This window comes from Sphingomonas sp. PL20 (assembly GCF_017875905.1).
Taxonomy (GTDB): Bacteria; Pseudomonadota; Alphaproteobacteria; order Sphingomonadales; family Sphingomonadaceae; genus Sphingomonas; species Sphingomonas echinoides.
Map to the genome: position 1 here is coordinate 2,516,030 of NZ_JAGINH010000002.1, position 24,170 is coordinate 2,540,199.

23 protein-coding genes are annotated in these 24,170 nt (G+C 65.2%); 14 read left to right on the forward strand and 9 right to left on the reverse strand.

What is annotated here, in order from left to right; genetic code table 11:
• Positions 1 to 66: 66 nt before the first annotated feature.
• Both H4W01_RS11740 and H4W01_RS11745 read left to right on the forward strand, forming a co-directional pair.
• Entirely contained in the window at positions 67 to 675 is a 609-nt protein-coding gene (locus H4W01_RS11740) for a helix-turn-helix domain-containing protein (RefSeq protein ID WP_209611126.1), read from the forward strand.
• Positions 676 to 871: 196 nt separating this feature from the next.
• Positions 872 to 3,325, forward strand: a complete 2,454-nt coding sequence (locus H4W01_RS11745) for a PAS domain-containing protein (protein ID WP_209611127.1) — start codon at positions 872 to 874, stop codon at positions 3,323 to 3,325.
• A 24-nt stretch (positions 3,326 to 3,349) separates the two neighbouring features.
• Here H4W01_RS11745 and H4W01_RS11750 read toward each other — a convergent pair whose 3' ends face one another.
• On the reverse strand, positions 3,350 to 3,763 hold the full coding sequence (locus tag H4W01_RS11750; protein ID WP_209611128.1) for a nuclear transport factor 2 family protein: 414 nt from the start codon (positions 3,761 to 3,763) through the stop codon (positions 3,350 to 3,352).
• 159 nt (positions 3,764 to 3,922) lie between these two features.
• Between H4W01_RS11750 and H4W01_RS11755 the strand changes: the two genes are divergently transcribed.
• The 4 genes from H4W01_RS11755 to H4W01_RS11770 all read left to right on the forward strand — a co-directional run bounded on the left by H4W01_RS11755 (position 3,923) and on the right by H4W01_RS11770 (position 6,737).
• Positions 3,923 to 5,032 carry an NADP-dependent oxidoreductase gene (locus H4W01_RS11755; RefSeq protein WP_209611129.1) on the forward strand — a complete coding sequence of 370 codons (1,110 nt, stop codon included), beginning with the start codon at positions 3,923 to 3,925 and terminating at the stop codon, positions 5,030 to 5,032.
• A complete protein-coding gene (locus H4W01_RS11760; protein WP_010403637.1) occupies positions 5,029 to 5,382 on the forward strand; it encodes a Rieske (2Fe-2S) protein in 354 nt (117 codons plus the stop codon). Before H4W01_RS11755 ends, H4W01_RS11760 begins: the two co-directional genes overlap by 4 nt.
• Before the next feature lie 85 nt (positions 5,383 to 5,467).
• The gene (locus H4W01_RS11765) at positions 5,468 to 5,896 is read left to right on the forward strand and encodes a nuclear transport factor 2 family protein (protein ID WP_209611130.1); all 429 of its coding nucleotides are present in this window, start codon (positions 5,468 to 5,470) and stop codon (positions 5,894 to 5,896) included.
• A 43-nt stretch (positions 5,897 to 5,939) separates the two neighbouring features.
• Complete coding sequence (locus H4W01_RS11770; RefSeq protein ID WP_209611131.1) at positions 5,940 to 6,737, forward strand: ThuA domain-containing protein; 798 nt, start codon at positions 5,940 to 5,942, stop codon at positions 6,735 to 6,737.
• A 13-nt stretch (positions 6,738 to 6,750) separates the two neighbouring features.
• Here H4W01_RS11770 and H4W01_RS11775 read toward each other — a convergent pair whose 3' ends face one another.
• Both H4W01_RS11775 and H4W01_RS11780 read right to left on the reverse strand, forming a co-directional pair.
• Positions 6,751 to 7,530, reverse strand: coding sequence for an SDR family NAD(P)-dependent oxidoreductase (locus H4W01_RS11775; protein ID WP_209611132.1), 780 nt, complete (start codon positions 7,528 to 7,530; stop codon positions 6,751 to 6,753).
• 70 nt (positions 7,531 to 7,600) lie between these two features.
• Positions 7,601 to 9,838 (reverse strand): TonB-dependent receptor, encoded by a 2,238-nt coding sequence (locus tag H4W01_RS11780; protein WP_334685246.1) that lies wholly within the window; start codon positions 9,836 to 9,838, stop codon positions 7,601 to 7,603.
• 201 nt (positions 9,839 to 10,039) lie between these two features.
• Here H4W01_RS11780 and H4W01_RS11785 point away from each other — a divergent pair, with 201 nt between their 5' ends.
• On the forward strand, positions 10,040 to 11,059 hold the full coding sequence (locus H4W01_RS11785) for an NADP-dependent oxidoreductase (protein ID WP_209611134.1): 1,020 nt from the start codon (positions 10,040 to 10,042) through the stop codon (positions 11,057 to 11,059).
• Positions 11,056 to 11,772 (forward strand): SDR family NAD(P)-dependent oxidoreductase, encoded by a 717-nt coding sequence (locus H4W01_RS11790; protein ID WP_209611135.1) that lies wholly within the window; start codon positions 11,056 to 11,058, stop codon positions 11,770 to 11,772. The genes H4W01_RS11785 and H4W01_RS11790 overlap by 4 nt, the downstream gene beginning before the upstream one ends.
• 24 nt (positions 11,773 to 11,796) lie before the next feature.
• On the opposite strand, the gene H4W01_RS11795 is transcribed toward H4W01_RS11790, so the two are convergent.
• A complete protein-coding gene (locus H4W01_RS11795) occupies positions 11,797 to 12,558 on the reverse strand; it encodes an SDR family NAD(P)-dependent oxidoreductase (RefSeq protein ID WP_209611136.1) in 762 nt (253 codons plus the stop codon).
• Between the two features lie 154 nt (positions 12,559 to 12,712).
• Here H4W01_RS11795 and H4W01_RS11800 point away from each other — a divergent pair, with 154 nt between their 5' ends.
• Entirely contained in the window at positions 12,713 to 13,510 is a 798-nt protein-coding gene (locus H4W01_RS11800; RefSeq protein ID WP_209611137.1) for an SDR family NAD(P)-dependent oxidoreductase, read from the forward strand.
• Between the two features lie 6 nt (positions 13,511 to 13,516).
• Here H4W01_RS11800 and H4W01_RS11805 read toward each other — a convergent pair whose 3' ends face one another.
• Positions 13,517 to 15,142 (reverse strand): AMP-binding protein, encoded by a 1,626-nt coding sequence (locus H4W01_RS11805; RefSeq protein WP_209611138.1) that lies wholly within the window; start codon positions 15,140 to 15,142, stop codon positions 13,517 to 13,519.
• Between the two features lie 156 nt (positions 15,143 to 15,298).
• Here H4W01_RS11805 and H4W01_RS11810 point away from each other — a divergent pair, with 156 nt between their 5' ends.
• The 3 genes from H4W01_RS11810 to H4W01_RS11820 are packed head-to-tail and all read left to right on the forward strand — an operon-like array spanning position 15,299 to position 18,318.
• A complete protein-coding gene (locus tag H4W01_RS11810; protein WP_209611139.1) occupies positions 15,299 to 16,492 on the forward strand; it encodes an aromatic ring-hydroxylating oxygenase subunit alpha in 1,194 nt (397 codons plus the stop codon).
• Between the two features lie 39 nt (positions 16,493 to 16,531).
• Positions 16,532 to 17,854 (forward strand): aromatic ring-hydroxylating oxygenase subunit alpha, encoded by a 1,323-nt coding sequence (locus H4W01_RS11815; protein ID WP_209611140.1) that lies wholly within the window; start codon positions 16,532 to 16,534, stop codon positions 17,852 to 17,854.
• Positions 17,851 to 18,318, forward strand: coding sequence for a nuclear transport factor 2 family protein (locus H4W01_RS11820; RefSeq protein WP_209611141.1), 468 nt, complete (start codon positions 17,851 to 17,853; stop codon positions 18,316 to 18,318). Before H4W01_RS11815 ends, H4W01_RS11820 begins: the two co-directional genes overlap by 4 nt.
• Here the strand turns inward: H4W01_RS11820 and H4W01_RS11825 are convergent.
• The 3 genes from H4W01_RS11825 to H4W01_RS11835 are packed head-to-tail and all read right to left on the reverse strand — an operon-like array spanning position 18,287 to position 20,659.
• Complete coding sequence (locus tag H4W01_RS11825) at positions 18,287 to 19,057, reverse strand: SDR family oxidoreductase (protein WP_435804045.1); 771 nt, start codon at positions 19,055 to 19,057, stop codon at positions 18,287 to 18,289. The two genes, H4W01_RS11820 and H4W01_RS11825, sit on opposite strands and share 32 nt — an antisense overlap.
• Positions 19,058 to 19,073: 16 nt before the next feature.
• A complete protein-coding gene (locus H4W01_RS11830) occupies positions 19,074 to 19,877 on the reverse strand; it encodes an SDR family NAD(P)-dependent oxidoreductase (RefSeq protein ID WP_209611143.1) in 804 nt (267 codons plus the stop codon).
• Between the two features lie 2 nt (positions 19,878 to 19,879).
• Entirely contained in the window at positions 19,880 to 20,659 is a 780-nt protein-coding gene (locus tag H4W01_RS11835) for an SDR family NAD(P)-dependent oxidoreductase (protein ID WP_010403660.1), read from the reverse strand.
• A gap of 155 nt (positions 20,660 to 20,814) precedes the next feature.
• Between H4W01_RS11835 and H4W01_RS11840 the strand changes: the two genes are divergently transcribed.
• Positions 20,815 to 22,269 (forward strand): aromatic ring-hydroxylating oxygenase subunit alpha, encoded by a 1,455-nt coding sequence (locus H4W01_RS11840; RefSeq protein ID WP_209611144.1) that lies wholly within the window; start codon positions 20,815 to 20,817, stop codon positions 22,267 to 22,269.
• Positions 22,266 to 23,075 carry a ThuA domain-containing protein gene (locus H4W01_RS11845; RefSeq protein ID WP_209611145.1) on the forward strand — a complete coding sequence of 270 codons (810 nt, stop codon included), beginning with the start codon at positions 22,266 to 22,268 and terminating at the stop codon, positions 23,073 to 23,075. The genes H4W01_RS11840 and H4W01_RS11845 overlap by 4 nt, the downstream gene beginning before the upstream one ends.
• On the opposite strand, the gene H4W01_RS11850 is transcribed toward H4W01_RS11845, so the two are convergent.
• Positions 23,057 to 24,157, reverse strand: a complete 1,101-nt coding sequence (locus tag H4W01_RS11850) for an acyl-CoA dehydrogenase family protein (RefSeq protein ID WP_209611146.1) — start codon at positions 24,155 to 24,157, stop codon at positions 23,057 to 23,059. The genes H4W01_RS11845 and H4W01_RS11850 overlap by 19 nt on opposite strands.
• Between the last annotated feature and the right edge of the window lie 13 nt (positions 24,158 to 24,170).

The window sequence follows — 24,170 nt, forward strand, 5'->3', positions numbered from 1 at the left end:
AAAGGGGGGCAATCGACATACCCCTTAGGGATTACCACCCCCGCAGCAGCGCCGTACGCTGCCCCCATGCTGCTCCGCGATCCTAGAAGCCTTGATCCTTCCGGCGTTTGCGCGGACGGCCTGTGGTCGTCGAATCCCGCCGAACTGATCGACCATGCACGCCGCACGATCGAGCATGATCCCTGCGCCGCGCGCCGCTATCTCGACCGGTTGGCGCTGGTGTTTGGCAATGGCAACCACCGGCCAATCGAGAAACTGTTGGTTCCAGCCCTTCCCGACGAAACCAACGTCGGCACCATGACGCGGGGCGGTCTGGCCCCCTGGCAGTTGCAGCGGGTGAGCGATTATGTCGAGGAACGCCTGGGCGATACGATCGTGCTGGACGGCCTGGCCGGGGTCGTGCGGCTGAGCACCGGCCATTTTTGCCGTGCGTTCAAGGTTACCGTGGGGGAGACCCCGCACGCATTCCTGATCCGCCGCCGCATTCGGCGTGCGCAAACCCTGATGCTGACGACCAAGGACTCGTTGAGCCACATCGCCTGCACCTGCGGGCTCACCGACCAGGCGCATCTCACCCGCCTGTTCCGGCGCATGGTCGGCGACACGCCGCTTTCGTGGCGGCGTACGTGGTCCCACATGTTTGAACGCGGGGAGCTTGGCAGCGCTGCCGCCTGAGGTAGCAAACGATATAACCCCTCCCCCAGAGATCGTCGCGGAAGCGCGATCGGCCCCGGCACGGGGCCACCCCGCGCCCCCCAACGCGCGGCACCGGCACGCACGTGCTTGCAAAGTCCGCGATTGCATTCCACCCCTGCCCGGCGATAACCGGCATGGGGCAGCCACGACCGCTGTATTCCTTCAGACGCAGGGTATGACGTTGGAGCGCGCGGACGAGCAAAAACCTGTGGAGGACGCCATCGACACTGCCGCGGCCCGTATTGCTGCGGTAGATTGGGATACGCATCCGCTCGGCCCGCGCGCGCAATGGCCGATCACGCTCAACGCCTGGCTCGCTTATCTGCTGGGCTCGCCGGAATCGATGTATATGGTGTGGGGGCCGCATCAGACGTTTTTCTTCAACGATGCCTATGCCCCAATCCTCGGCCCGCGCCTCGACACGGCGATGGGCGCGCGGTTCGACCAGCTCTGGGCCGACGCCTACCCCTCAATCGAGCCGATGTTCGAGGCCGCGCTGGCCGGCCGATCGAGCAAGATGATCGACATGCCCGTGCCCATGGCGCGTTGGGGCACCCCGGAAGAAACGTGGTGGACCTTCTCCTACGCGCCCGTTTTCGGGGATGACGGATCGGTTGCCGGGGTCTTGTGCCTGACCAACGAAACCACCGCGACGGTGCTGCAAACCGAAGCGAAGCGCCAGGCCGACATGGCGCTGGAGGAATCCCAGCGCAGCTTGCAGCGCGCGCAAGAGGCGGGACAAGTCGGCCTGTTCGCCATCGACCTCGGCACGGGCACGCTGACGGGAACCGCAGAATTTTTCAAACTCTTCGGCTTGCAGCCGCTGCCCAGTATTCCGGCGGCGATGATCGACGATCTGGTCGTGCCCGAAGACGCCGCGATCATCGCCAAGGCCACGACGCGACCATCGGAGCGGGCAGACCTCAACGTCGAATATCGCGTCCGCCGGGCCGATACGGGCGAGCTTCGCTGGCTCGAGCGCCGGGCGGAGCTTGAATGCGACGATAGCGGCGCGGCGCTCCGCATGGTCGGCATCGTGCAGGACATTACCGAGCGCCGCCGCGACCGCGATGCGCTGGCGCGGCTCAACGCCACGCTTGAAGCGACGGTGGTGGAGCGCACGCAGGCACTGCTCCTGCACGAAAACATCATCCAATCCGATGCAACCTCCATCTGCGCTTTCGACCAGGACTATCGGCTGATCGCCTTCAACAAGGCGCACAATGACGAGTTCTTCCGCGTCAACGGGTTCTACACCAAGCTTGGCGATGTCTTTTACGAACTGTTCGTTCCCGAACAGCGCGCGAAAATGAAGGACCAAATGACGCGCGCGCTGACGGGCGAATGCTTCACCGTCGAAGAAGCGTTTGGCGACCCCAAGATCGACGCGCCGCGCTGGGAAATCCTCTATTCGCCGCTCCGCGACCCCGAGGGCCGGGTAATCGGCGCGTTCCACCACGCGCGCGACATCAGCGCCCGCCTGCGCGCTAAGGCCGAGCTGGAGGCCGCGCAGGAAGCGCTCCGCCAGTCGCAGAAAATGGAGGCGATGGGCCAGTTGACGGGCGGCGTCGCGCACGACTTCAACAATCTGCTGACGCCGATCATGGGCAGCCTCGACCTCATCCACCGCAAGGCATCGCTAACCGATCGCGAAACGCGGCTGGTCGAGGGGGCTCTGCAATCGGCCGAACGCGCCAAGACGTTGGTGCAACGCTTGCTCGCCTTTGCGCGGCGGCAACCGTTGCAATCCGGCGCAGTCGATCTCGGCGAACTCGTGCGGGGCATGTCGGATTTGGTGGACAGCACGTCGGGGCCGCATATCCGGGTTCGGCTCGATCTGGCCGAGGGCCTTCCGCCCGCGCTGGCCGATGCCAACCAGTTGGAAATGGCGATCCTCAATCTCTGCGTCAACGCCCGCGACGCCATGCCCGACGGCGGAACGATTACGATCGCGGCCAGCGCCGGAATCGCATCGCCCGACGAGACCTCGATCGATCCCGGCTTCGTAACACTGTCGGTGATCGATACGGGCACCGGCATGGACGAGGAGACGCTGCGCCGCGCGGTCGAACCGTTTTATTCGACCAAGGGGATCGGCAAGGGCACGGGCCTTGGCCTGTCGATGGTGCATGGCCTCGCCTCACAGCTTGGCGGATCGATGCACATCTCCAGTGAGGTTGGGCTCGGTACGCGGATCGATCTCGTCCTCCCGATCAGCGCCGCGCCCGACCTCGCCGCATCCCCCATCGAAATCGCGCAGGGCAGCGCCATGCCCGTGATGCGGGGCCGGGCGCTGCTGGTCGATGACGAGCCGGTGGTGCGCATGGCAACCGCCGACATGCTGGAAAATCTCGGCTATGAGACGGTTGAGGTCAGCGCCGCGGCAGAGGCAGAACAGCGGCTGGCGGGCGGTGAGCCGTTCGATCTGGTCGTCACCGATCACTTGATGCCAGGCATGTCGGGGGCCGATCTGGCGTTCGTCATCCGCGAACGCTGGCCGCATATCCCGGTACTGATCGTGTCCGGTTACGCCGAGGTTGAAGGGATTTCGGCCGATCTTCCGCGGCTGACCAAACCGTTTCGCGAGGCAGAGCTGGCCGAGGCGATCCGCCAGGCCCGGCGACCCTGACGCGCAAAATAAGGACGATGGGCGCTACGCTATGGAGCGCTCAGCGCGCTTCGCGGCGACGGCCGCGATCACGGGTGCCGGGTCGAAGTAAAACGGCTTGATCTCGCAACATTTGCCGTCGCGAAAGCGGAAGACTTCACAGATTTCCGCCGGTGCCAGCGCAGGGTCGGCGAAGCGCAGCGACAGGATCGTGACGGCATGGTCGCGGCCTGCGGTCGTCTCCACGCGCTCCATCGCGACCACGTCCATCATGTCCATCACCTTGAGGAACAGCTCTTTCAAACCATTGCGCCCCTCATAGCGCCCCGCCATCGGCAATCCGTCCGCCTCGATCGCGACGAAATCGTCGCTCAGCCGCGCGGCGGCGGCCTCCCATTCACCGGCACCGGTCAGCGCATACAGCTCTTCGACAAAGGCGATCATCTGGTCGGGGGTCATCGCGATATCCTCGATCGATCGTGGTCCGGTGACACCATCCACCCTCCCGGCCCCGCAGCGCACCTAGCGAAAAGGCCAGAATGTCCCCGCTGGCGCGAACGACTAGACCGGCTGTCGAAGAGAGCCTCGCCCAACGACGATGCCGGAAAATGAGAGGGAATGCCCGCAATGCCCGAGCCATCGGCCCCGCCGCTCGCGTCCCACGCGCGCCAGATCGTGCTGTTGCGCCGCCCGACCGGTGTGCCCGAGCAAAGCTGCTTCGGCTATCGCGAGGTGCCAATGCCGACCCCGGCGGACGGACAGATGCTGGTGCGGATGCGCGTCGCCTCGCTCGATCCGGCGATCCGCGGTTTTCTCGACGATCGCCCCAGCTATTTGCCACCGGTCGCAATCGGTGCGCCGGTCGCGGGCATGTCGCTGGGCGAAATTGTCGTGTCGCGCCATGCCGACTGGCCGGTCGGAACGCTGGTCCGCGTGCTCGGCACCTGGTCGGATCATTTCCTTATCACCCCCGATGCGCTGGGGCTGGAACCTGTCGTGCCCGCCGACACGGTGCCGCTGCGCGCCTATATGGGCGCACTCGGCCCGGTCGGGCTCACCGCCTGGGTCGGATTGTTCGCGGTGGCCGAAGCAAAGGCTGGCGACACCGTCCTGGTCAGCGCCGCCGCCGGGGCAACCGGCAGTACCGTGGTCCAGCTTGCCAAGGCCGCCGGATGCCGGGTCGTCGGCATTGCTGGCGGCGCGGATAAGGTCGCGCTCGTCCGCGCGCTCGGTGCGGATGCCGTGATCGATCACCGCGCCTGCGCGGATCTTGGCGCGGCGCTCGATACCGCAGCGCCGCAGGGATTCCACGTCTATTTCGACAATATCGGCGGCCCCACGCTCGATGCGGTGTTGCCGCGCATGCGCGAACAGGGCCGCATCGCGGTGTGCGGCATGATCGCCCAATATAATGATGCGGACCATCCCCACGGCGTCACCACGCTATGGCAATTGGTGGCGAAACGCCTGAAGATGCAGGGCTTCCTGACCTATGATTATGCTGATCGCCTGGGCGAGGCGCAGGCCATGCTCGACCGGCTGCATGCCGAGGGCCAGTTGCGGCTGATCGAAACCGTGCAGCACGGCTTCGACAGCCTGCCCAGCGCTTTCATCGCCTTGATGCAGGGGCAGACCATGGGCAAGACGCTGGTCGATCTCGATTGCGCGGCAGAACGCGAGCGCACAAACCGACGATCGAGCGACGTGGGAAAGGAAGACACAGCGTGACCGAGACGAGCTGGCACCAACTGGGCACGGCGGACGATATCGAAGACGGTGCCATCCGCGTCCATGTCGTGGGCGGCTGGCACATTCTGCTGGCGCGCTCGGACGGCGAGTTGGTGGCGGTCAACGATCGCTGCACCCACGCGGCGGCGCGCTTGTCGGCCGGGCGCATCCGGCGCGGCGCGCTGATGTGCCCGCTGCACGGCGCGCGCTTCGATCTGGCCGATGGCCGCTGCATCGGCGGTGCCTACCCAGCCTTGCGCCGGTTCGAACTGCGCGTGGTCGACGGCATGGTGGAGGTCGCGGTGCCACAGACCCCACCCGCAATGGACGAAACCCCGGTCGGCCCCTGACCCCCACGCCTGTCCAATCGGCTAGGCGTTGGCGGGCCGCGATGGCGCTATGCTCCCCAAAACACCATAATCTGGGAGAGCGACGATGCCCTTTACCGGCCCTGCCGAAGATCGCCTGGCGCTGCGCGAATTGCTCGAAACCTATGCCGATGCGGTCACGCGCTGCGACGCGGAGGCATGGGGCGCGACCTGGGCTGAGGATGGCGAATGGTCGCTGCCCGATTATCCCGACATCGGCACCACGCGCGGGCGCGATGCGATCGTCGCGATGTGGAGCGCGGCGATGAAGCACTATCCCGGCATCATGTTCGAAGCCTGGCCCGGCAGCATTGAGGTGACCGGCAATACGGCGGTGCTGCGCTCCTACACGGCGGAAGTCTATGATTGGCCGGACGGCGTCCACCGTGACCGGGGCCGCTATGACGACGCATGCGTCAAGATCGACGGCCAATGGTTTTTCCAACGCCGCACCTTCCGCAATATCCACCGCCAGATCGGCGAGAAGGGCCTGTGACCATCGCGCGCCGACACGCGCCGAACCTGCGGAGCGGGCGCTGATGCCGGTCATCCACTATCACGCACCGTTGCGCGCGCTGGTCGCGGTGCGCGGCCACCCGTTCGATCGCAGCGCGTTCGACGCGATGTTCCAGGCGATGCCGGGCATCTCCGCGACGATGGTCGATCAACCGGCCGCGGCCCTGCTGATGAACCCGGAGGGCATGCGCGAGTTCGACGTGCTGGTGCTGTACGATATGCCGGGGCTGGATTTCGAGGCCGCCCCCCGCCCCGGCATAATCACCCCCTCGCCTGCGCTTCAGGCCGGATTCCGCGCGCTGCTGGAGCAGGGGAAGGGCGTGGTCGCGCTGCACCACGCGCTGGCCGGCTGGCCCGACTGGAGCGAGTATCATGACTGGCTGGGCGGGCAGTTCCTCTATCGTCCGGCGACGCTGCGCGGACGCGCCTGCCGCGACAGCGGCTATCGCCACGACGTTTCCTATACCGCAACGACCTGCACCCATCCGGTCACCGAAGGCGTCGCCCACCGCTTCCCGCTCACTGACGAACTCTACCTCGCCGAAGTGTTCGAGGACGAGGTTGAGCCGCTGCTGTCCAGCGACGCCAGCACGCACCGCGACGACTATTGGTCCGCCGCGCAGGCGATGGACGGGCGGATGTTCGCCAATGATGGCTGGGATCACCCACCCGGATCGCATCTGATCGGCTGGACCAAGATGGCAATCAACAGCCGCCTGGTTTACCTTCAGCCGGGCGATGGCCCCTCGGCCTATGACAATCCGGATTATCGTCGGCTGGTCGAAAATGCGTTGCGCTGGGTCGCCACGCCCGCCGGGTAAGGCGGCGGGCGGATCAGCGCGCGGTCATGCCGCCATCGACCACGAATTCCGCGCCCGTAATGTAGCGCGATTCATCCGATGCCAGAAACAGGTTCATGTTGGCGATATCCTCGGGCTCGCCCATGCGAACCATCGGGATCAACGCCATCACCGCATCGAAGTTCGCGGCATTGTCCTCCAGCGCGACGCCCTGAATGTTGGTGGCGATCATGCCCGGATGCACGCTGTTACAGCGCACGCCATCGGCGGCCCCCTCCAGCGCGACCACCTTGGAAAACAGGCGGACTCCGCCTTTGGAGGCAGCATAGGATCCGCATCCCGGAACGCCGATCAGCCCGGCGACCGACGAGATGTTGATGATCGATCCACCGCGTGCCGTGTCGCCGTCCCCGGGCCTCCGCATCATGACCAGGGCGCGCTTCGACCCGTGGAAGACGCTGTTGAGATTGACATCGTTCTGGCGGAGAAAATCCGCAGCGGTCACGTCCTCCAACGGCCCCAGCACCGCGATGCCGGCATTGTTGACCAGAATGTCCAGCCGCCCCTCCGCCGCATCGATCGCGGCCAGCACGCGGTCCCAATCGGCTTCGCTGGTGACATCATGCTCCAGCGCAGTCGCCCGGCCGCCCGCCGCTGTGATCCGCGCCGCCACCGCCTGCGCACCGGCGAGATCGCGATCGGTGAGATAGACGGTCGCCCCTTCCTGGGCGAAACGGATTGCCGTTGCACTGCCAAGCCCCGGAACCGAAGCGCCCCCGGTGACCAACGCTACCTTGCCTGCCAGACGTGCCATAGATCGCCTCCGTTTCCGTAAAAAAGCGGGGTGGCGGGCGTAATGCCCGCCACCCCGAACGCACTTGGGGTTAGAATTTGACGCCGACCGTCACGCCATAAGTGCGTGGCTCCAGGGCCGACGCGAACGACCACAGACCCGCGACGGTAAAGGCCGCCGTGGTGGTGCGAATATCGGCCAGGTTGCGGGCGAACACACGCACATAAGCGTCGGTCTTTTGCAGCTTGAAGTTGAGCGTCATGCTGGCGTCGAGCAGATCCTGCGTCGCCGTGCGGACCCGCGCATCGTTGCCATTGACGATCACCGACGTCACCGTGCTGCCGGTCTTGACCGCCGTCAGCGTGCCAAGCGAGATCTGTTCGTCATACGGCGCGATGTGGCGCAGCCCGAGCGTGGTGACGACACTGCCGAAGCGCGTTGGCACCTTATATTCGGCGTCGATCGACCCCGAGAAATCCGGGGCGTAGATCAGATTGTTCGCCGAATAATCAAACGGCACGATCGCGCCATTATAGACGTTGCCCACCACGAAATTGCGGAAATGCGATCCCATGATCGAGGCGGTCGCGGTGATCCGCAGGCCCTTCAGCGGGCGCAGCGTCGCGTCCATCTCGATGCCCCGGATCGTGGCACCGCCGACATTGCTGGTGATCGTCTGGTTGCCGGTCGGGCCGCCCGGGATCGTCGTATTCTGCTGCATGTTCTTATAGTCGGAGATGAAGCCCGCGACGTTGATCTGCAGCTTGCGCTGCAACAGATCGAGCTTGGCCCCGATTTCGTAGGAATCGACGGTCTCCGGGCCGAACGGCGTCCCCGCCGTCGCGGCCGTCGCCGCACGCGGGCTGAAGCCGCCCGAACGATAGCCCCGCGACCAGCTGCCATACAGCATCAGGTCGGAGTTGGGCCGCCAGTCGACCCCGACCTTGGGCGTGAATTTCGAGAAATTGACATTGCCCGAGCCGACCAGCCCGGTGGTGGCAAAGCTGTTGCGCAGTTGCTTGTTATCATGGCTCCAGCGCCCGCCGAAGGACAAGCGCCACTTGCTCGCAAATGCCCAGTTGAAGTCGCCAAAGCCGGCATAGCTTTCGGTCTTGCCATAGACGCTTTGCGCATTCGTATCGAACGTGCAGGGCGGCGTGGTCGGGCTGAAGCCGAACACGCGCGAGCATTGCGTCAGGTCATAGTTGGACGTGAAGTAATAGACCCCTACGACATAATCCAAGCTGCTCAGGATCTTGCCAGCGGCGCGGAACTCCTGGCTGACCTGCGTGTAGCGCTGCCGCCGGTCGACATAATAGAGATCGGTTGAGGAGCCGTCGAAGTCCTGCGTCTGGCTCTCGCGCGCATGCCGCCAGCCGGTGATCGACGTCAGCATCGTGCCGCCAAGATTGTAGTTCATTTCGAGTGTCGCGGCGGGGGCGTTGTAATGGCTCTCGGCGGGCTGGCCGAACGTGGTGTACAGATCGCCCCTGGTATTGCGATTGCACTCGCGCGCCGGTTCGAAACCGCAAAACACGTCGCTCGAATTCGCGATGTTGGCGACGACGGGGTCAAATTTCTGGCTGACCTTTTCCAGCGTCAGGATCGCGTCGAAGCCCGATCCGACCGGCTGGAAGCGCAGCGCCGCACCGTAATTGTCGCCCTTGCTCCAGCCGTTCGACGCGTTGGTGGTCGCATTGTGATAGAAACCGTCGGTTTCATTGTGGAAATACCAGAATTTGGCACCGAGCGATCCGCCATTGCCGACATTGACCACCGCCTTGGTGTTCCAGCTGTTCCAGCGGCCATAGGTCGCCTCGAACTTGGCGCTGTTGCTCATCGTCGGCTTGGTGCGCCGGATGTTGATGACGCCGCCGATGGTGTTCGCACCGAACAGCGTGCCCTGCGGGCCGCGCAGCACTTCGATCTGCTCGATATCGAAGGCGTCCTGCAACTGCCCGGTGCTGGTGCCGATCGTCACGCCGTCCACCACGACCCCCACCGTCGGCGTCTGCGATTTCTCGACATCGGCATAGGTCAGCCCGCGAATCGACAGGTTTGCCGCCTGCGCGCCCGAATTCTGTTGCGTGATCAACAAGCCCGGTGCCGCGCCCGACAGATCGGCGATGCTCACCGATGCCTTGTTTTCCAGCATCGCCGCGCTGACGGCGGTGATCGCCACCGGCGTGGTCTGCAAGGTTTCGGAGCGGCGGCGCGCCGTCACGATGATTTCGTTGCCATCGCCAACCGTTTTGGTCGCGGGATCCTCCTGCCCGGCGATCGGCTGTGGCGCGGTCTGTGCCATCGCCATGGTCGGAAAGAATTGCATCCCCGTTCCTGCAAGCAGAACGAGAATCGCGCGTTTCGAAGCGCCACCCTTCATCGGAAAACCTCCCCTACTAGCGAGAGGGATTGCTTCCCTCTTCTTGCATACAACCTATGCCCGTGGGGCCCAAAGAACCTACTGCAACAAATCATAGGTGCAGGATCGGCCGATTGTGCCACCCTTTGGGCCAAGGGAGAGCACCACGTGAACCAACCAGAAAACCGCAGATTTCTGCTGATCCGACGCCCGGACGGGACGCCCAAGCCGGAGGATTTTCGGCTTGAGACCAAAGCGATACCAACTACGCCCGAAGGCGGCATGGTGATCCGCAACCATTTCATTTCGCTGGATCCCGCACAGCGCGGCTGGATGGACGACGCGCCCAGCTACATGCCGCCGATCGCGCTGGGCGAGCCGGTCCGCGCGACCACCGTTGGCATCGTCCACGAATCGCGCATCCCCGGTTTCGTCCCCGGCCAATGGGTGCTGGGGCTGAACGCGATCGAGGACTATTCGGTCGTTCTGCCCGGCGGCTTCACCAGCGCGATCGACATCGCGATCGTGGATCGACCGTCGCGCTATCTTTCCGCCGTGGGTGCCGTGGGCATGACCGCGTATTTCGGTCTGCTCGAAGCCGGACAAGCGCGGGCGGGCGAAACGCTGGTCGTCACCGGGGCGGCAGGTGCCGTCGGATCGATGGTCGGCCAGATCGGCAAGATCGAGGGCATGCGCGTGATCGGCATCGCCGGCGGCCCCGAGAAATGCCGCCGCCTGATCGAGGATTACGGCTTCGACGCAGCGATCGATTATAAGGGCAAGTCGGTGGCCGCGCTCTCCGCCGAGATCGCGACGGCCGCCCCCGGCGGCGTCGATGTCCTGTTCGAAAATGTCGGCGGCGACGTGATGGATGCGGTGCTGCTCAACCTGGCGCTGCACGCGCGTATCGTGCTGTGCGGCTTGATCAGCGAATATAACGCTCCCGACAAGGTCGGCATCCGCAATCTGTGGCAGATCATCGTCAAGCAGGCGACGATCCACGGCTTCCTGATCGCAGGCTATGTCGATCGCTTTGCCGAGGGCGGCGCGCAGGTGGCGCAATGGATCGGCGAAGGGCGGCTGCGCGTCGATGAAGACATCCAGCACGGCATCGAGCACAGCTATGACGCCTTCATGCGCCTGTTCAGCGGCGCCAACACCGGCAAGCTCGTGTTGCAAATCGCATGACGACGCCGCGTCTGTACGGACGGCGCGGCATCGTCACCGGGGCCGCGTCCGGCATCGGCGCGGCCACCACCCGCCGCCTGCGCGCCGATGGCGCCGAGGTGCTGACCGCCGATCTTACCGGCGACGTCGACCTGCTGCTCGACGTGACCGACCCGGACTCGGCGGCGCGGCTGGTCGAGCAGGCAGTCGCGCGCTGGGGCGGGCTCGATTTCGTCGTGCCGTGCGCCGGGATCAGCGCCTTCTGCCCGATCGAAGGGCATGACGAGGCCTATTTCGAGCGCGTCCTTGCGGTCAACGTGACTGCGGTGTTCCGGCTGCTGCGCGAAGCGATCGGCCCGCTCAAGCGCAGCCCGGCCGGGCGGATCGTCACGATCGGATCGATCGCCTCGGCCTTTGGCGATGCCGGGCTGGTCGCCTATGCGACATCCAAACACGCCGTGCTCGGCATGACTCGCGCACTGGCGGGCGAACTCGGGGCGGCGGGCATCACCGCCAATTGCGTCATGCCGGGCGCGATCGACACGCCGATGACCGCCCCCGCCTTCACCACCATGCCCGAGTACCGCGTCCACTGGGAAAACAAGGCCGCGCTCGGCCGCCTCGGTCAGCCCGAGGACATTGCCGACCTCATCGCCTTCCTGATCAGCGACGATGCCCGATTCATCACCGGTCAGGGCCTGTTGGTCGATGGCGGCGCGATGACCCGCATGTAGGTCGTCGCCCCGCCATCCGCTGCGCTAGAATTGCACGCGCTTGGTGTACCCGCCATCGATCACGACATTGGTGCCGGTGGTGAAGGACGATGCCGGGCTCGCCAGAAACACCACGGTCGGTGCCACTTCCTCGGGGCCACCCCAGCGGCCCAAAGCGAACTGCGCCTCGGTGCTGTCATGCAATTCGGGCATCGCGCCCTGGATCGCCTCCCAATTGCCGCCGGGAAATTTGATCGGGCCGGGCGACACGCAATTCACGCGAATGCCCTTGGGGCCAAGCGCCTGGCTGAGCTGCCCGGCATAGACGATCAGTGCCCCTTTCAACGCATTATAGCCTTGCGGCACGATGAAGGTCTCCAGCCCCGCCGTGCTCGCCAACAGGACGATGCTGCCGCTGCCCGATGCGGCAAGCGCGTCTTCCAGCACCTCCACCCCGATCACCGCGCCCAGAATGTCGTAATCGAGGCTCTTGTGCCAATCGCCCGTGGCCCCGGCACCGCTGGTCGAAATCATCGGCACGAATATGTCGCACCCGCCAAGCTGTTCGGCCGCCGTGCGCAGCCATGCGCGATACGCATCGTGGCCGCTTTCCATGTCAAAGGCGCTCCCGACCACCTTGCCGCCGTGGCGCGCGATCGCGGCGGCGGTTTCCGCCACCTGATCGGCATTGCGCGAGCAAAAGGCGATATCCGCGCCTTCGGCTGCGAACAGCTCTACCGTCGCCCGGCCAATGCCCCGGCTGCCGCCGGTCAGAATCACCTTCTTGCCCTTGAGCCCCAGGTCCATGCTTGCATCCTCTTCCCGCTGATCGTGTCTTTGGTTTGCCGTAGAGCGATGCTTGCGCGCAGACCACCATGCCGACCACTCGCCTTTTGGAGAGGAATGGCCCAAGCGCGGCTGTGATAGCAAAAGACAGGCGCAAGCAGGAAACGGAGCGACCATGGGCAGGCTGACAGGCAAGAGCGCGGTGATTCTCGGCGCGAGCAGCGCCGGCAATATGGGCCAGCACATCGCCCGGCGCTTCCTCGACGAAGGCGCTCAGGTGCTGGTGGCGGGCCGCAAGGCGGATGTCCTAGCCGCCTTTGCGCAGGACACCAGCGCGCAGTGGGCTGCCTGCGACATCACCAGCGAAACCAGCCTCGCCACCCTCGCCGACACCGCCGTCGCACAGATGGGCGGCATCGATATTGCCGTCAACGCCACCGGTTGGGGCCTGCTGAAGCCGTTCCTCGACAACAGCCGCGAAGAGCTCGATGCGATCACCGCGCTGCAGTTCATCGGGCCGTTCCAATTCTACCAGGCGATGCTGCGCAAAATGGCCAAGAGCCATGGCGGCCGCGGCGGCAGCATCATCCAGATCAGCAGCGCCACCGCCAAGATCATGCTCAACGATCATGCCGCCTATATGGGCACCAAGGCGGGCACGGATCATATCCTGCGCTGCGTCGCCAATGAATTCGGGGCCGAGGGCATTCGCGCCAATTCGATCGCGCCCGGCCTGACCGATACGCCGATGACGGCGGACGCCAAGACCGTGCCCGGCCTGTTCGAATGCTTCGTGGCGGGCTACCCGCTCGGCCGCATCGGGACCAGCGACGATGTGGCCGCCGCTGCGGTGTTTCTGGCGAGCGACGAATGCTTCATGACCGGCGAGACGCTGCAGGTGAATGGCGGGCTGACGCTGCGCCGCAACCCGACCAATGCCGAACTCGGCGCGGCGATTGCCGCCGCCGGTTGACCGCGCTTACGTAGCCTCGCTGCGGATCCGCTCGGCAATTTCGCTGCGCAGCACGTCCTTGCGGATCTTGCCGGAGGGCGTGCGCGGCAGCGCGTCGGCGGTGACGAAGCGCTCCGGGATCTTCTGCTTTGCCAGCCCCGCCGCCGCGACATGCGCGCCCAGCGCCGCCGGGTCCACCGCATCGCGCAGCACGACATAGGCGCACACCCCTTCGCCTAGACGCGGGTGCGGCATCGCGACGACCGCGCAATCGGCCACCAGCGGATGCGTCAGCAGCACCGCTTCAATCTCCCCCGCCGAGATATTCTCACCGCCCCGGATGATGAGGTCCTTCTTGCGCCCCGTCACCGTAATCGCCCCGTCGGCGCTGACCACCCCCAGATCGCCAGTGCGGAAATAGCCCTGCGCGTCGATCGCCTCGGCGGTCTGCGCCGGATCGGCATAGCCGATCATCATCGCCGGTCCCCGCGCCAGAATCTCGCCCTCGCTGCCGGGTGGAAGGTCGCGCCCATCGCCATCGACGATGCGGACCGCATAATCGACGATCCGCCCGTCGGTGGTCGCCGCGCGCGCGGCATCGTCGGGCCAGCCAAAGCTCACCAGCGGCACCTCGGAACTGCCGAACACGCGGAACGGCGCGCACTGCGCAAAGGCACCGCGCGCAGTGACGATCACCTCGGGCGCGACCGCCGCGCCGCCACAGGCGAAGAAACGCAGCGACGGCAGCCGGTCGCCCGCCGCACGCGCGGCCTCGGCCAATTCGACGAGAAACGGCGTCGCCGCCACGGTGCCGACCACGCCATGCCGGTTGATCAGCGCAATCGCCTCCCCCGCATCCCAGCTTTCCATCAACACGCTGCAGGTGCCCGAAAAGAACGGCATTTCCAGCCCATTGGCATAGCCAGAAACATGGGTGACGGGGGACGGCATCAGCACCGCTTCGCCGAAAACCACGCCCCAATAGGCCGCACTTTGGACGATCACGCGACCAAGCGTGGCATGGCTGTGCAGCACGCCCTTGGCCCGCCCGGTCGTGCCGGAGGTGTAGAGCGCCAGCTTCACCGCCGTCGGGTCGACCTGGCTGCGCGCGTCAGGCAGGTGCGCGCCCTGCGCGAGAAGCGCGGCATAATCGTCCACCCCGGCCCCGCGCACGGTGAAGATATGGTCGAGCGCGGGCAGATCGGCGGCCACCCGACGCGCCATGGCGGGATAATCGACCGTGCGGAATGCGGCTGGCACGAACAGCGCCCGTGCCCCGCAATCCCCCAGCATCGCGCGCAATTCGGCATCGCGATAGATCGGCACGATCGGGTTGACGACCAGACCGGACAGCGCCGCCGCAATGTTCAGCACCGCCGCCTCGCGCCAATTGGGCAATTGGAAGGCGACCACGTCGCCCGGCTTCAGCCCGCGCCCGCGCAAACCCGCGGCCAGCGCCCCCGCATCGCGCCACACCTCCGCAAAGGTCAGCGTGCCAACGCCGTCGATCAGGCACAGGTCACCGCCCCGCTCCTGCGCCAGTGCCTCGGCATGATCGGCGACAGTGCGCTGCGGCCACAGCCCGGCCTCGTGAAACGCGCGGTGATGGGGCGCGATACCCGTGGGCCAGCTGCGCGACGATGTTTCGCCCATAATCCTCTCCCGTAGCGGACGTGTCTTGGTCGTCGCGCCCCCGCCTGTCCACTTGGCGAAAAGGCGAGGCACCTGTCACCAGTCCCAGCTTGGCAGCCCCGTCCGCCTGCGGCAGGTTGCCGCCCATAAAAACAAGATCGTCGTGGAGAGAGAATAATGACGAGCCAGACGCCCAGCCGTCGCGACCGCATCGGCGATGTGGCGGAAATCCTGCTCGATTATGTCGAGCACAAGACCACGCACCAGGCCCCCTCCACCACGCAGGTGCGCACCGCGACCTATACCGATCCCGATCAGTGGAAGGCCGAGATGGAACTGGTCTTCCGCCAGTTGCCGCTGATGCTCGCTTTTACCGCCGAAATCCCCAATCCCGGCGATTACAAGGCGATGGAGGTGGTCGGCCTGCCGATCCTCATCAACCGCGACAAAGCCGGCACGGTGCGTGCCTTCCTCAACGTCTGTTCGCATCGCGGGGCGCCGGTGGCGGCGACCGGGCACGGCCATTGCGCCCGCTTCACCTGCAAATATCATGGCTGGACCTATGGGCAGGATGGCAAGCTGATCGGCGTTTCCGAAAGCGCGCTGTTCGGCGAGGTCGACCGTGCCAGCATGGGCCTGCGCGCCCTGCCCTGCGAGGAACGCGCCGGGATGATCTTCGTCTGCCTAACGCCCAACGGCGTGATGGATCTGGACGGCTATTTTCGCGGCTTCCTTGAGGATTTCGACGCCGTTGGCCTCGACACGTGGACTTATCTCGGCAGCCGCGAGATCGAAGGCGCGAATTGGAAGATCGCCTTTGACGGCTATCTTGAGGGGTATCATTTCGCCTCGCTGCACCCCGAAACGATCGAGCCGCGCACGCCCTCCAACCGCACCTCTTATGAAGGGTTCGGGCCGTCACTGCGGATCGGCTTTCCGCAGCATCGCATTGCCGAGGCGTTGAAAGGGGTGCCGCGCGCCGATTGGGGCGACCAGGAGAATAACGGGTTCGATTTCGTGCGAATCCTCTTCCCCAACGTGTCCGCCTTCCTCGCCCCCGAAATCACCCAGATCGCGCAGCTCTTCCCCGGGCCGACGCCCGACAAGAACCGCACCGTGCTGAATTATCTGCGCCGCGATCCGATTCGCGATGAGGAAGACCGCGCCAATGTCGAGACGATGATCACCTTCTTCCGCGATGTTACCTATCAGGAAGACTATGTCATCGGCATGGAAATCCAGAAGGGCCTGGAAAGTGGCGCGCACGACCATCTGACCTTCGGCCGCAACGAGCGCGGCAACCAGTACTTCCATGAATGGCTGACCTGGTATCTCGAGGACGATCGCAGTCGGCCCGAACCGACCCTCTGATAGCCCCACCCCCCGATCCAGCGCAGGATACCCGCCCGCATGACCGCCATGGACAACAAATCGCGCTATTCCCCCGAATTCGACATGGCCGTGCGCGGCGATACGATCACTGCCGATCGCTACATCTCGCGCGAGTGGATGGACGCCGAACACCGCAACCTCTGGCCCAAGGTGTGGCACCTGGGCGGCGTGCTCGCCGAGCTGGAGGAGGAAGGCGACTTCATCCGCCACGATTTCGGCAAGGAATCGGTGATCATGATCCGTCAGGAGGACGGGTCGATCCGCGCCTTCTACAATAGCTGCCCACATCGCGGAAACCGGCTGGTGCTCGGCGATGCCGGACACATGCCGCGCATCACCTGCGGCTATCATGGCTGGCAATTCACCACCGATGGGGTGCTGGCGCACGTCCAGGACCCCGATGATTTCGAAGGCGGCAATCCGTGCGGGCGGGTGCATCTGTCCGAGCTGCGCTGTGAAAGCTGGGGGCCGTTCGTGTTCTGGTGCATGGATGACGATGTGCCGCCACTGCTCGACTGGCTGGCCCCCCTGCCCGAACGCTTCGCCAATTACGGCGTCGAAAACTGGGTGCGCGTGCTCAAACTGTCGTGCGACGCCGATTTCAACTGGAAGATCATCCGCGACAATTTCAACGAAAGCTATCACCTCCCGACGATCCACCCGGAACTCGCGACCTTCATCAATGACGGCCTGCCGACCACAGTGTTCGAAATGTACCCGACCGGGCACAATGCGATGTGGATGATCGGGCATCAGGCAACCACCCGCGCCGACTATCACAGCGCCGAGGTCCCCGCTCCGCTCGATGACATCGCGCGGTCCTGGGGAATCGACCCGGCCGACTATAACGGCCACACTGGCGACATCCGCGCCGCCGTGATCCGCGCCAAGCGCGCGCTGGGGCCGGAGCGCGGCTACACCATGTATGCGGACATGACCGACCAGCAACTGGTCGATTATTTCCACTGCACGCTCTTCCCCAATCTCACGCTGACCATGTCGCCCGAGCAATTGCAGGTGCTGCGCACCGAGCCGCATCCGACCGATCCCGAAAAATGCGTGTTCCAGCATTGGTGCCTGTTCCCGCCGGTGCCCGGCATGAAGGAGGTCGTCACTCCGGTCGGCCCGGTGCCGCTGCGGCATGACGCGGTTGCCCGCCACAGCCGCTATGGCGACGGTGTGTCGCTGGGCTTCGTGGCCGATCAGGATCTTTCGATCGGCACCACGCAGCAGCAGGGGTTGAACTCGCGCGGGTTCAAGGGCTGCATTCTTCCGGGCCAGGAAAAGCGCGTTCAGCGCTTCCACGAATTGCTCAACGATTATGTGAAGGGGCAACCATGACGGCCGCGCCCTACCCGCCCCCTGCCTGCCCGACCGAGGACCGCATAGCGCTTGCCGATCTGGTGGTCGCTTATGCCAGCGCGGTCGACGATATCGGCAATGTCGATGGCATTGGCGGCCTGTTCAGCGACGATGCGGTCTATGATCTGTCGGCGCTCGGGATGGGCGAAATCGTCGGCCAAACCGCGATCCGCGCCTTCTTTCGCGATGCCTTTGCCGGGATGGCGCACAACGCCCATTTCATCAGCAACATCGCGCTGCTGGCCTATACCCCATCCACCGCCGCGCGCGTCCAGGCTTATGGCCACGCCTTCAGCCTGGGCAAGGACGGCACCCTGCTCGAGGTCAAGGCGCGCTACACCTTCGCGATGGTCCGCGCGGACGGGTCCTGGCGCATCGCCCGGCTCGGCATGGACATGCTGCTCCCGCCGATCAGCTCATACAATACCCCCCATCCATCATGAACTCGCTGCACGTCACGAAGCTCGCCGCGTCCGAACACAGATAGACCACGCCCCCGGCCATCTCCTCCGGGCGCCCCAGTCGCCCGATCGGATGTGCGGCAACCACCCCTTGCATCGATGCCTCCAGGGACGGTGCAGCCCCCAGATCGACATAACGCTGCATAATCGCCTGCAGCATCGGCGTCTCGATTCCGCCGGGATGCACGCTGTTGACGCGGATCTTGTATCCGAGCGCGGCAAACTCCGCCCCCATGCATTTGGACAGCATCGCGACCGCGGCCTTGCTCGTGCAATAGGTCGCGTTGAACGGCGCGCCGCGAATGCCCCCGACGCTCGAGAAATTGACGATCGATGCGCCCCCGGCGCGGGCCTTGCCGCCCAGCTTCAACAGCGGCAGTAGCGTCTGCACGCCGATCAGCACGCTCTCGACATTCACGCGCTGGACGCGCTGCCACTCCTCGATCGTGGTTTCCTCGATACTGGCGACCACACTGATCGCGGCGACATTCACCAGCGCGTCGAGCCGACCATAATCGCGCGCGACCAGATCGGCGACGCGCTGCCAGTCGGCCAATTGGGTCACGTCCTGCGCCAGCACCGCGTCGCCATCGGTGATCCCATCGATCGACATATCGGTTGCGACCACGATCGCCCCCGCCGCCTTCATCGCGCCCACCACTTCGCGCCCGATCCCGCCACCCGCGCCGGTCACCACCGCCACGACATCCTTGAGCGTCATTGCCATCTCCATCGTCTTATTGCGCGGTCCAGCCGCCATCGATGACCAGTTCGGCCCCCGTCATGTAGCTGGCATCGGCGCTCGCCAGGAACACCGCCGGCCCGGCCAGTTCGTCGGGCTCGGCCAGCCGACCGATCGGCGTGGCGGCTTCCATCGCGCCGATCAGATCCTCGGGCTTTTCGGCAAACCCCTTGTCCACCCAGCGCTGGAACCCGGCGCTCAGCAGCGGCGTCTTGACGAAGCCCGGATGCAGCGAATTGGCGCGGATCGGCATCTTCTTCTGCGCGAATTCGATCGCGATGCCCTTAGTGAACAACCGCACCGCACCCTTGCTCGCGTTATAGGCGGAGACTTCGGAATAGCCGACAATCCCCATGATCGAGCTGACATTGATGATGCTCGCTCCACCCGCCACCGCGCCGCCGCTTTCCGCCAGCAGCGGCACCAGCGCGCGCGTGCCGAGGAACACCCCATCGACGTTGATCGCCATGATCCGCCGCCACGCCTCAAGCGAAAGCGTCTCGACCGCCCCGGTCAGGTCGATGCCAGCATTGTTGACCAGGATATGACAGCCCCCATGCGCCGATTGCAGATCGGCCGCGATCCTCGCCCAATCGTCCTCGCTGGTGACGTTGCCCGCCACATAGCGCGCCTGCCCGCCCAGCGCAGCGAGCGCTGCCGCCACCGCGTCGCTATCGGGCGCATCCAGGTCGCTGATCACCACCGTCGCCCCTTCGGCGCAGAAGCGCGCGGCGATCGCCTGCCCGATCCCGCGCAAGCCGCCCGTAACCAAGGCGACGCGTCCGTCCAGTCGTGCCATGCTCAAACTCCCATCATGCCGGCAGTGGTGGCGCCGTCGATCGTGATCTCGGCCCCCGAAAGGAACGCCGCCTCGTCGCTCGCGAGATAGGCGACCAGGCCGGCCACCTCGTCGACCTGCGCCATGCGGTTGAGCGGTGCCATCCCTTCATAAATCGCGCGCACCGCGACCGGATCCTCCTGGCTCTGCATGATGTGCCGGATCATGTCGGTTTCGACGACGCCCGGCAGGATGGCGTTCACGCGAATGCGGTATTTCGCCTGGCCACAATAGACCGCGGCCGATTTCGCCAGCGCGACCACCGCCGCCTTGGTGGTGGAATAGGTGACGTAATTGCCGAGCGGGCGGGCCGCGTTCATCGAGGAATTGATGATGATCGAACCGGTCGCCCCGGCATTGCGCGCCATTGCCCGGATCGCATGCTGCACCGTCAGCATCACGCCGGTCTGGTTGATCGCGATCAGCCGGTCCCACGTCTCGATGCTGACCTGCTCGATATTGGCATCGCCCTGTTCGGTCCCGGCATTGGCAAAGGCGATGTCGAGCCGCCCGAACTCGCCCAGCACTGTGTCGATCAGTGCGGGCCAGCCCGCCGCATCCTCCACCCGGTGGCTGACGAAACGCCCCCCAATCTCGCGCGCCAGCGCTTCACCGATTTCGGCCTTGGAGCCGGTGAACACCACCCGCGCGCCCTCGGCTGCAAGCCGCCGCGCCGCGCCAGCGCCAATCCCGCTGGTGCCGCCGGTAACAAGCGCCACCTTCCCATCAAGCCTGCCCGCCACACCACTCTCCCATTTGTGTTTGTGCCATCATGCACCAGCGGGGGAGCCCAGGAAAACTATGCTTTCAGTAAGGTGACTTCTGCCCCGTTCAGCCTTTACACCACGTCGTGGAGACCGGGGGCGCGACTCCCGGCCAGGAGAGGAAGAGAGCGGCCATGGCGGACAGCAACCCCATCACCCAGACGCGTGCGGCACCCGACAAGGACGGTCTGCCGATCAGTGACGGCATTAGCTGGCTCGAACTGATGGCGGTGGATTCGCGCCCTGCCCCCGATATCCTGACCACGCCCAGCTATCACAGCCGCGGCACCGCGCCGATTGCCGCCGCGCGCTACACCAGCGAAGCCTTTGCCAAGCTCGAACGCGAACGGATGTGGCCGCGCGTCTGGCAATTCGCTGCGCGCGAAGAGGATCTGCCCGATCCCGGCGATTTTGTGGTGTATGAAAATGCCGGGCGCTCCTTCCTGATCTCGCGTCAGGACGATGGCTCGATCAAGGCCATGCACAATGTCTGCCTGCATCGCGGGCGCAAGCTGCGCACTGAAGACGGCAGTGCCGATCGCTTCACCTGCCCGTTCCACGGCTTCACCTGGAACAAGGATGGCAGCTTCGACCATATGCCCTGCCAGTGGGATTTCACCCATCTCGACCGCGCCGATCTCACGCTGCCGCCGGTCGAGGTCGGCCAGTGGGGCGGCTATATCTTCCTGCGCGAAGAACCGGGCGGGCCGACCCTGGACGAGTATCTGGCCCCCTTGCCCGAACATTTCACGCGCTGGCGGCATGAGGACTGCACCACCGTCATGTGGGTCGGCAAGGAAGTTCCCGCCAATTGGAAGGTCACTGCCGAAGCCTTTATGGAAGCGTGGCATACCGTGGTGACGCATCCGCAATTGCTGCCGTTCACCGGGGACGCCAACAGCGCCTATTGGACCTGGGGCGATCATGTGAACGTGAATCTCGTGCCCTTCGGCACGATGTCGCCGCACCTCGACCCCGATGGACGCAGCCAGCAATGGATCGTCGACGAGTTCGTCAAATATAACGGCCGCAGCGGCGAAAATTACGAAGCCGATAAGGACCCCTACGCCGTCAGCGTGCCCGACGGCGTCACCGCGCGCGCCGCGCTCGGGGCCAAGATGCGCACCGCTTATGCCGAACAGAGTGGCTATGATCTCGACGACGCAACCGATGCCGAACTGCTCGACGCGTTGGTCTACAATGTCTTCCCCAATTTCGCGCCGTGGGGCGGCTATATGCCCAACATCGTCTATCGCTGGCGCCCCGGCAAAACGCCCGACACCTGCCTGATGGAAGTCCGCATTCTGATGCGCGTCAAGAAAGGCGATCCGCACCCGCGCGGCGTCCCGATGAAATATCTGCGGCTTGACCAGAAATGGACCGAAGCCCCCGAGCTTGGCATTCTCGGCGACGTGTTCGAACAGGACATGGATAATCTGCCTTATGTGCAGGAAGGCCTGCACGCCTCCAAGACCGGCGTCGTGCAACTGGGCGATTATCAGGAAATCCGCATCCGCCAGTTCCAGCAGACGCTCGACCGCTATCTCGGGATCGCCGAGGGCAGCGACGGCGCCGAGGCACAAGCGTGAGCGAGGGTGCCGCGCAGCCGCGTCGCCTCAACTGCGTCCTGATTTGCGGTGGGGTGTGGCACGATATCGATTTCGCCCGGCTCGAATTGCTCAAGCTGCTGGGTGAAACCCCGGCGATCCGCACCCGCGTGTTCGAGGATTATGAAGCGATCGCCGCGATCGAGGCGGCCGATATCCTGATTACCTATACCTGCGACGTCACCCCCTCGCTCGCCGCGCAGGAGGCGCTGCGCGCGTGGTTGGCGGCGGGCGGGCGCTGGTATGCGCTGCACGGCACCAATTCGGTGCTGCGCCTGCTGTCCGATGGCCCCAATGCCGGCCTGTGGGAGGCTCCGCGCTGGGCACCGTTGTTCATGGATCTGCTCGGCAGCCAGTTCCTAAGCCACCCGCCGATCGCGCCCTATCGGGTGGACATTGCCGATCCCGACCATCCGCTGGTCGCAGGCATCGCCCCGTTCGACACCAGCGATGAGCTCTATCATCTGGAAACGCATGGCGACCTGCACGTCCTGCTCGACACGTGCTGCACCGTTGCCGGAACCGGCTTTGTCGAAGGCGATGCCGCCCCCGGTCGGCACCCGGTGTTTTACATCAAACAGCACGGTGCGGGCGCGGTGCTGTACCTGACGCTCGGCCACTGTCGCGGCCATTATGATCTGCAACCGATGCTCGACTGGTGGCCCACGGTCGATCGCTGCGCCTGGGATCTGCCGGTGTTTTACGATCTGCTCCGGCGCGGCATCGCCTGGACGCGCGAAACGCTCGCCGAGCAGGACACGCCGCCGCATCAGGCCGCATCGGCATAACGGTCGAGCTTCGCCAGTGGGTCTTCCGGCCAGCGCGACAGGAACACCAGCCGCTTATGCCCATGCCCGATCGCCAGTTCATCGGTCACGCCCATGCCGCCGTGGAACTGGATCATGTCATGGCCAAGCGCGATCGACGCCTCGCTGATGAACGCGCGCGCGCCCGCCACCGCGCGGACGAACCCCGCTTCCCCCTCCAGCACCAGCGCAAAATTGATCAGAGCCTTGCTCTGCTCGAGCGCGGCATAATGCGCGACCATACGATGCTGGATCGCCTGGAAGCGCCCTAGCACGGTGTTGAACTGGCTGCGCGTGCGCAGATAGTCGAGCGTCTCGTCAAAGATCCGCTGCATCACGCCGACCGCCTCGGCTGCACGGCATAGCTCGACCAACGGCAGCGTGGCATCGAGCAGATCGCGCCCGCCCGCCAGGCGATTCCCAGCAGCGACGGCAACGCGGTCGAGCCGCAGAAAGACGGCGGCACCCCCATCGATCAGCCGCCATGGCGTCACCGAAAGCCCCGGCGCATCTGCCGGGACGACGAAGAAGTCGGGCGAATCCTGTCCGGCCAGAACCGCGCTGACGATATAGGCATCCACCCCGACCCCGGCTGGGACGCAGTGCTTTTCACCCGACAGCACATAGCCGTCTTCCAGCCGGTCGGCTCGCGTCTCTACCCAGTCGGGATTGCCGCGGCTGGCGCGCTCGGCATGGGCCAGGACGACGCGGCTTTCGCCCGCAGCCAGGCGGTCGCGCCAGGCCGACGCCACAGCCTCGCCACCGCCCAGCACCAGGCGCGCGCCCAGCACCACGCTGTCGATCAGCGGTTCGACCACCAACCCCTTGCCGAGCGCAGTGAACAGCGTGACCAGCGCGCTGGCATTGAGGCCAAGCCCGCCATCTTCCGGGCGCAACGCGGCCGCGACCAGACCATAGTCGGCCAGCAGCGCCCAATTCTCGCGACTAAACCCGCACGGCTCCGCCTGATAAGCGCGGCGACGATCCAGATCGTAGCGATCCGCCACGAATCGTTCGGCCAGATCCTGCAACATCCGTTCGTCTTCGCTGAGATCAAAGTTCACGCGGGCGCTCCTT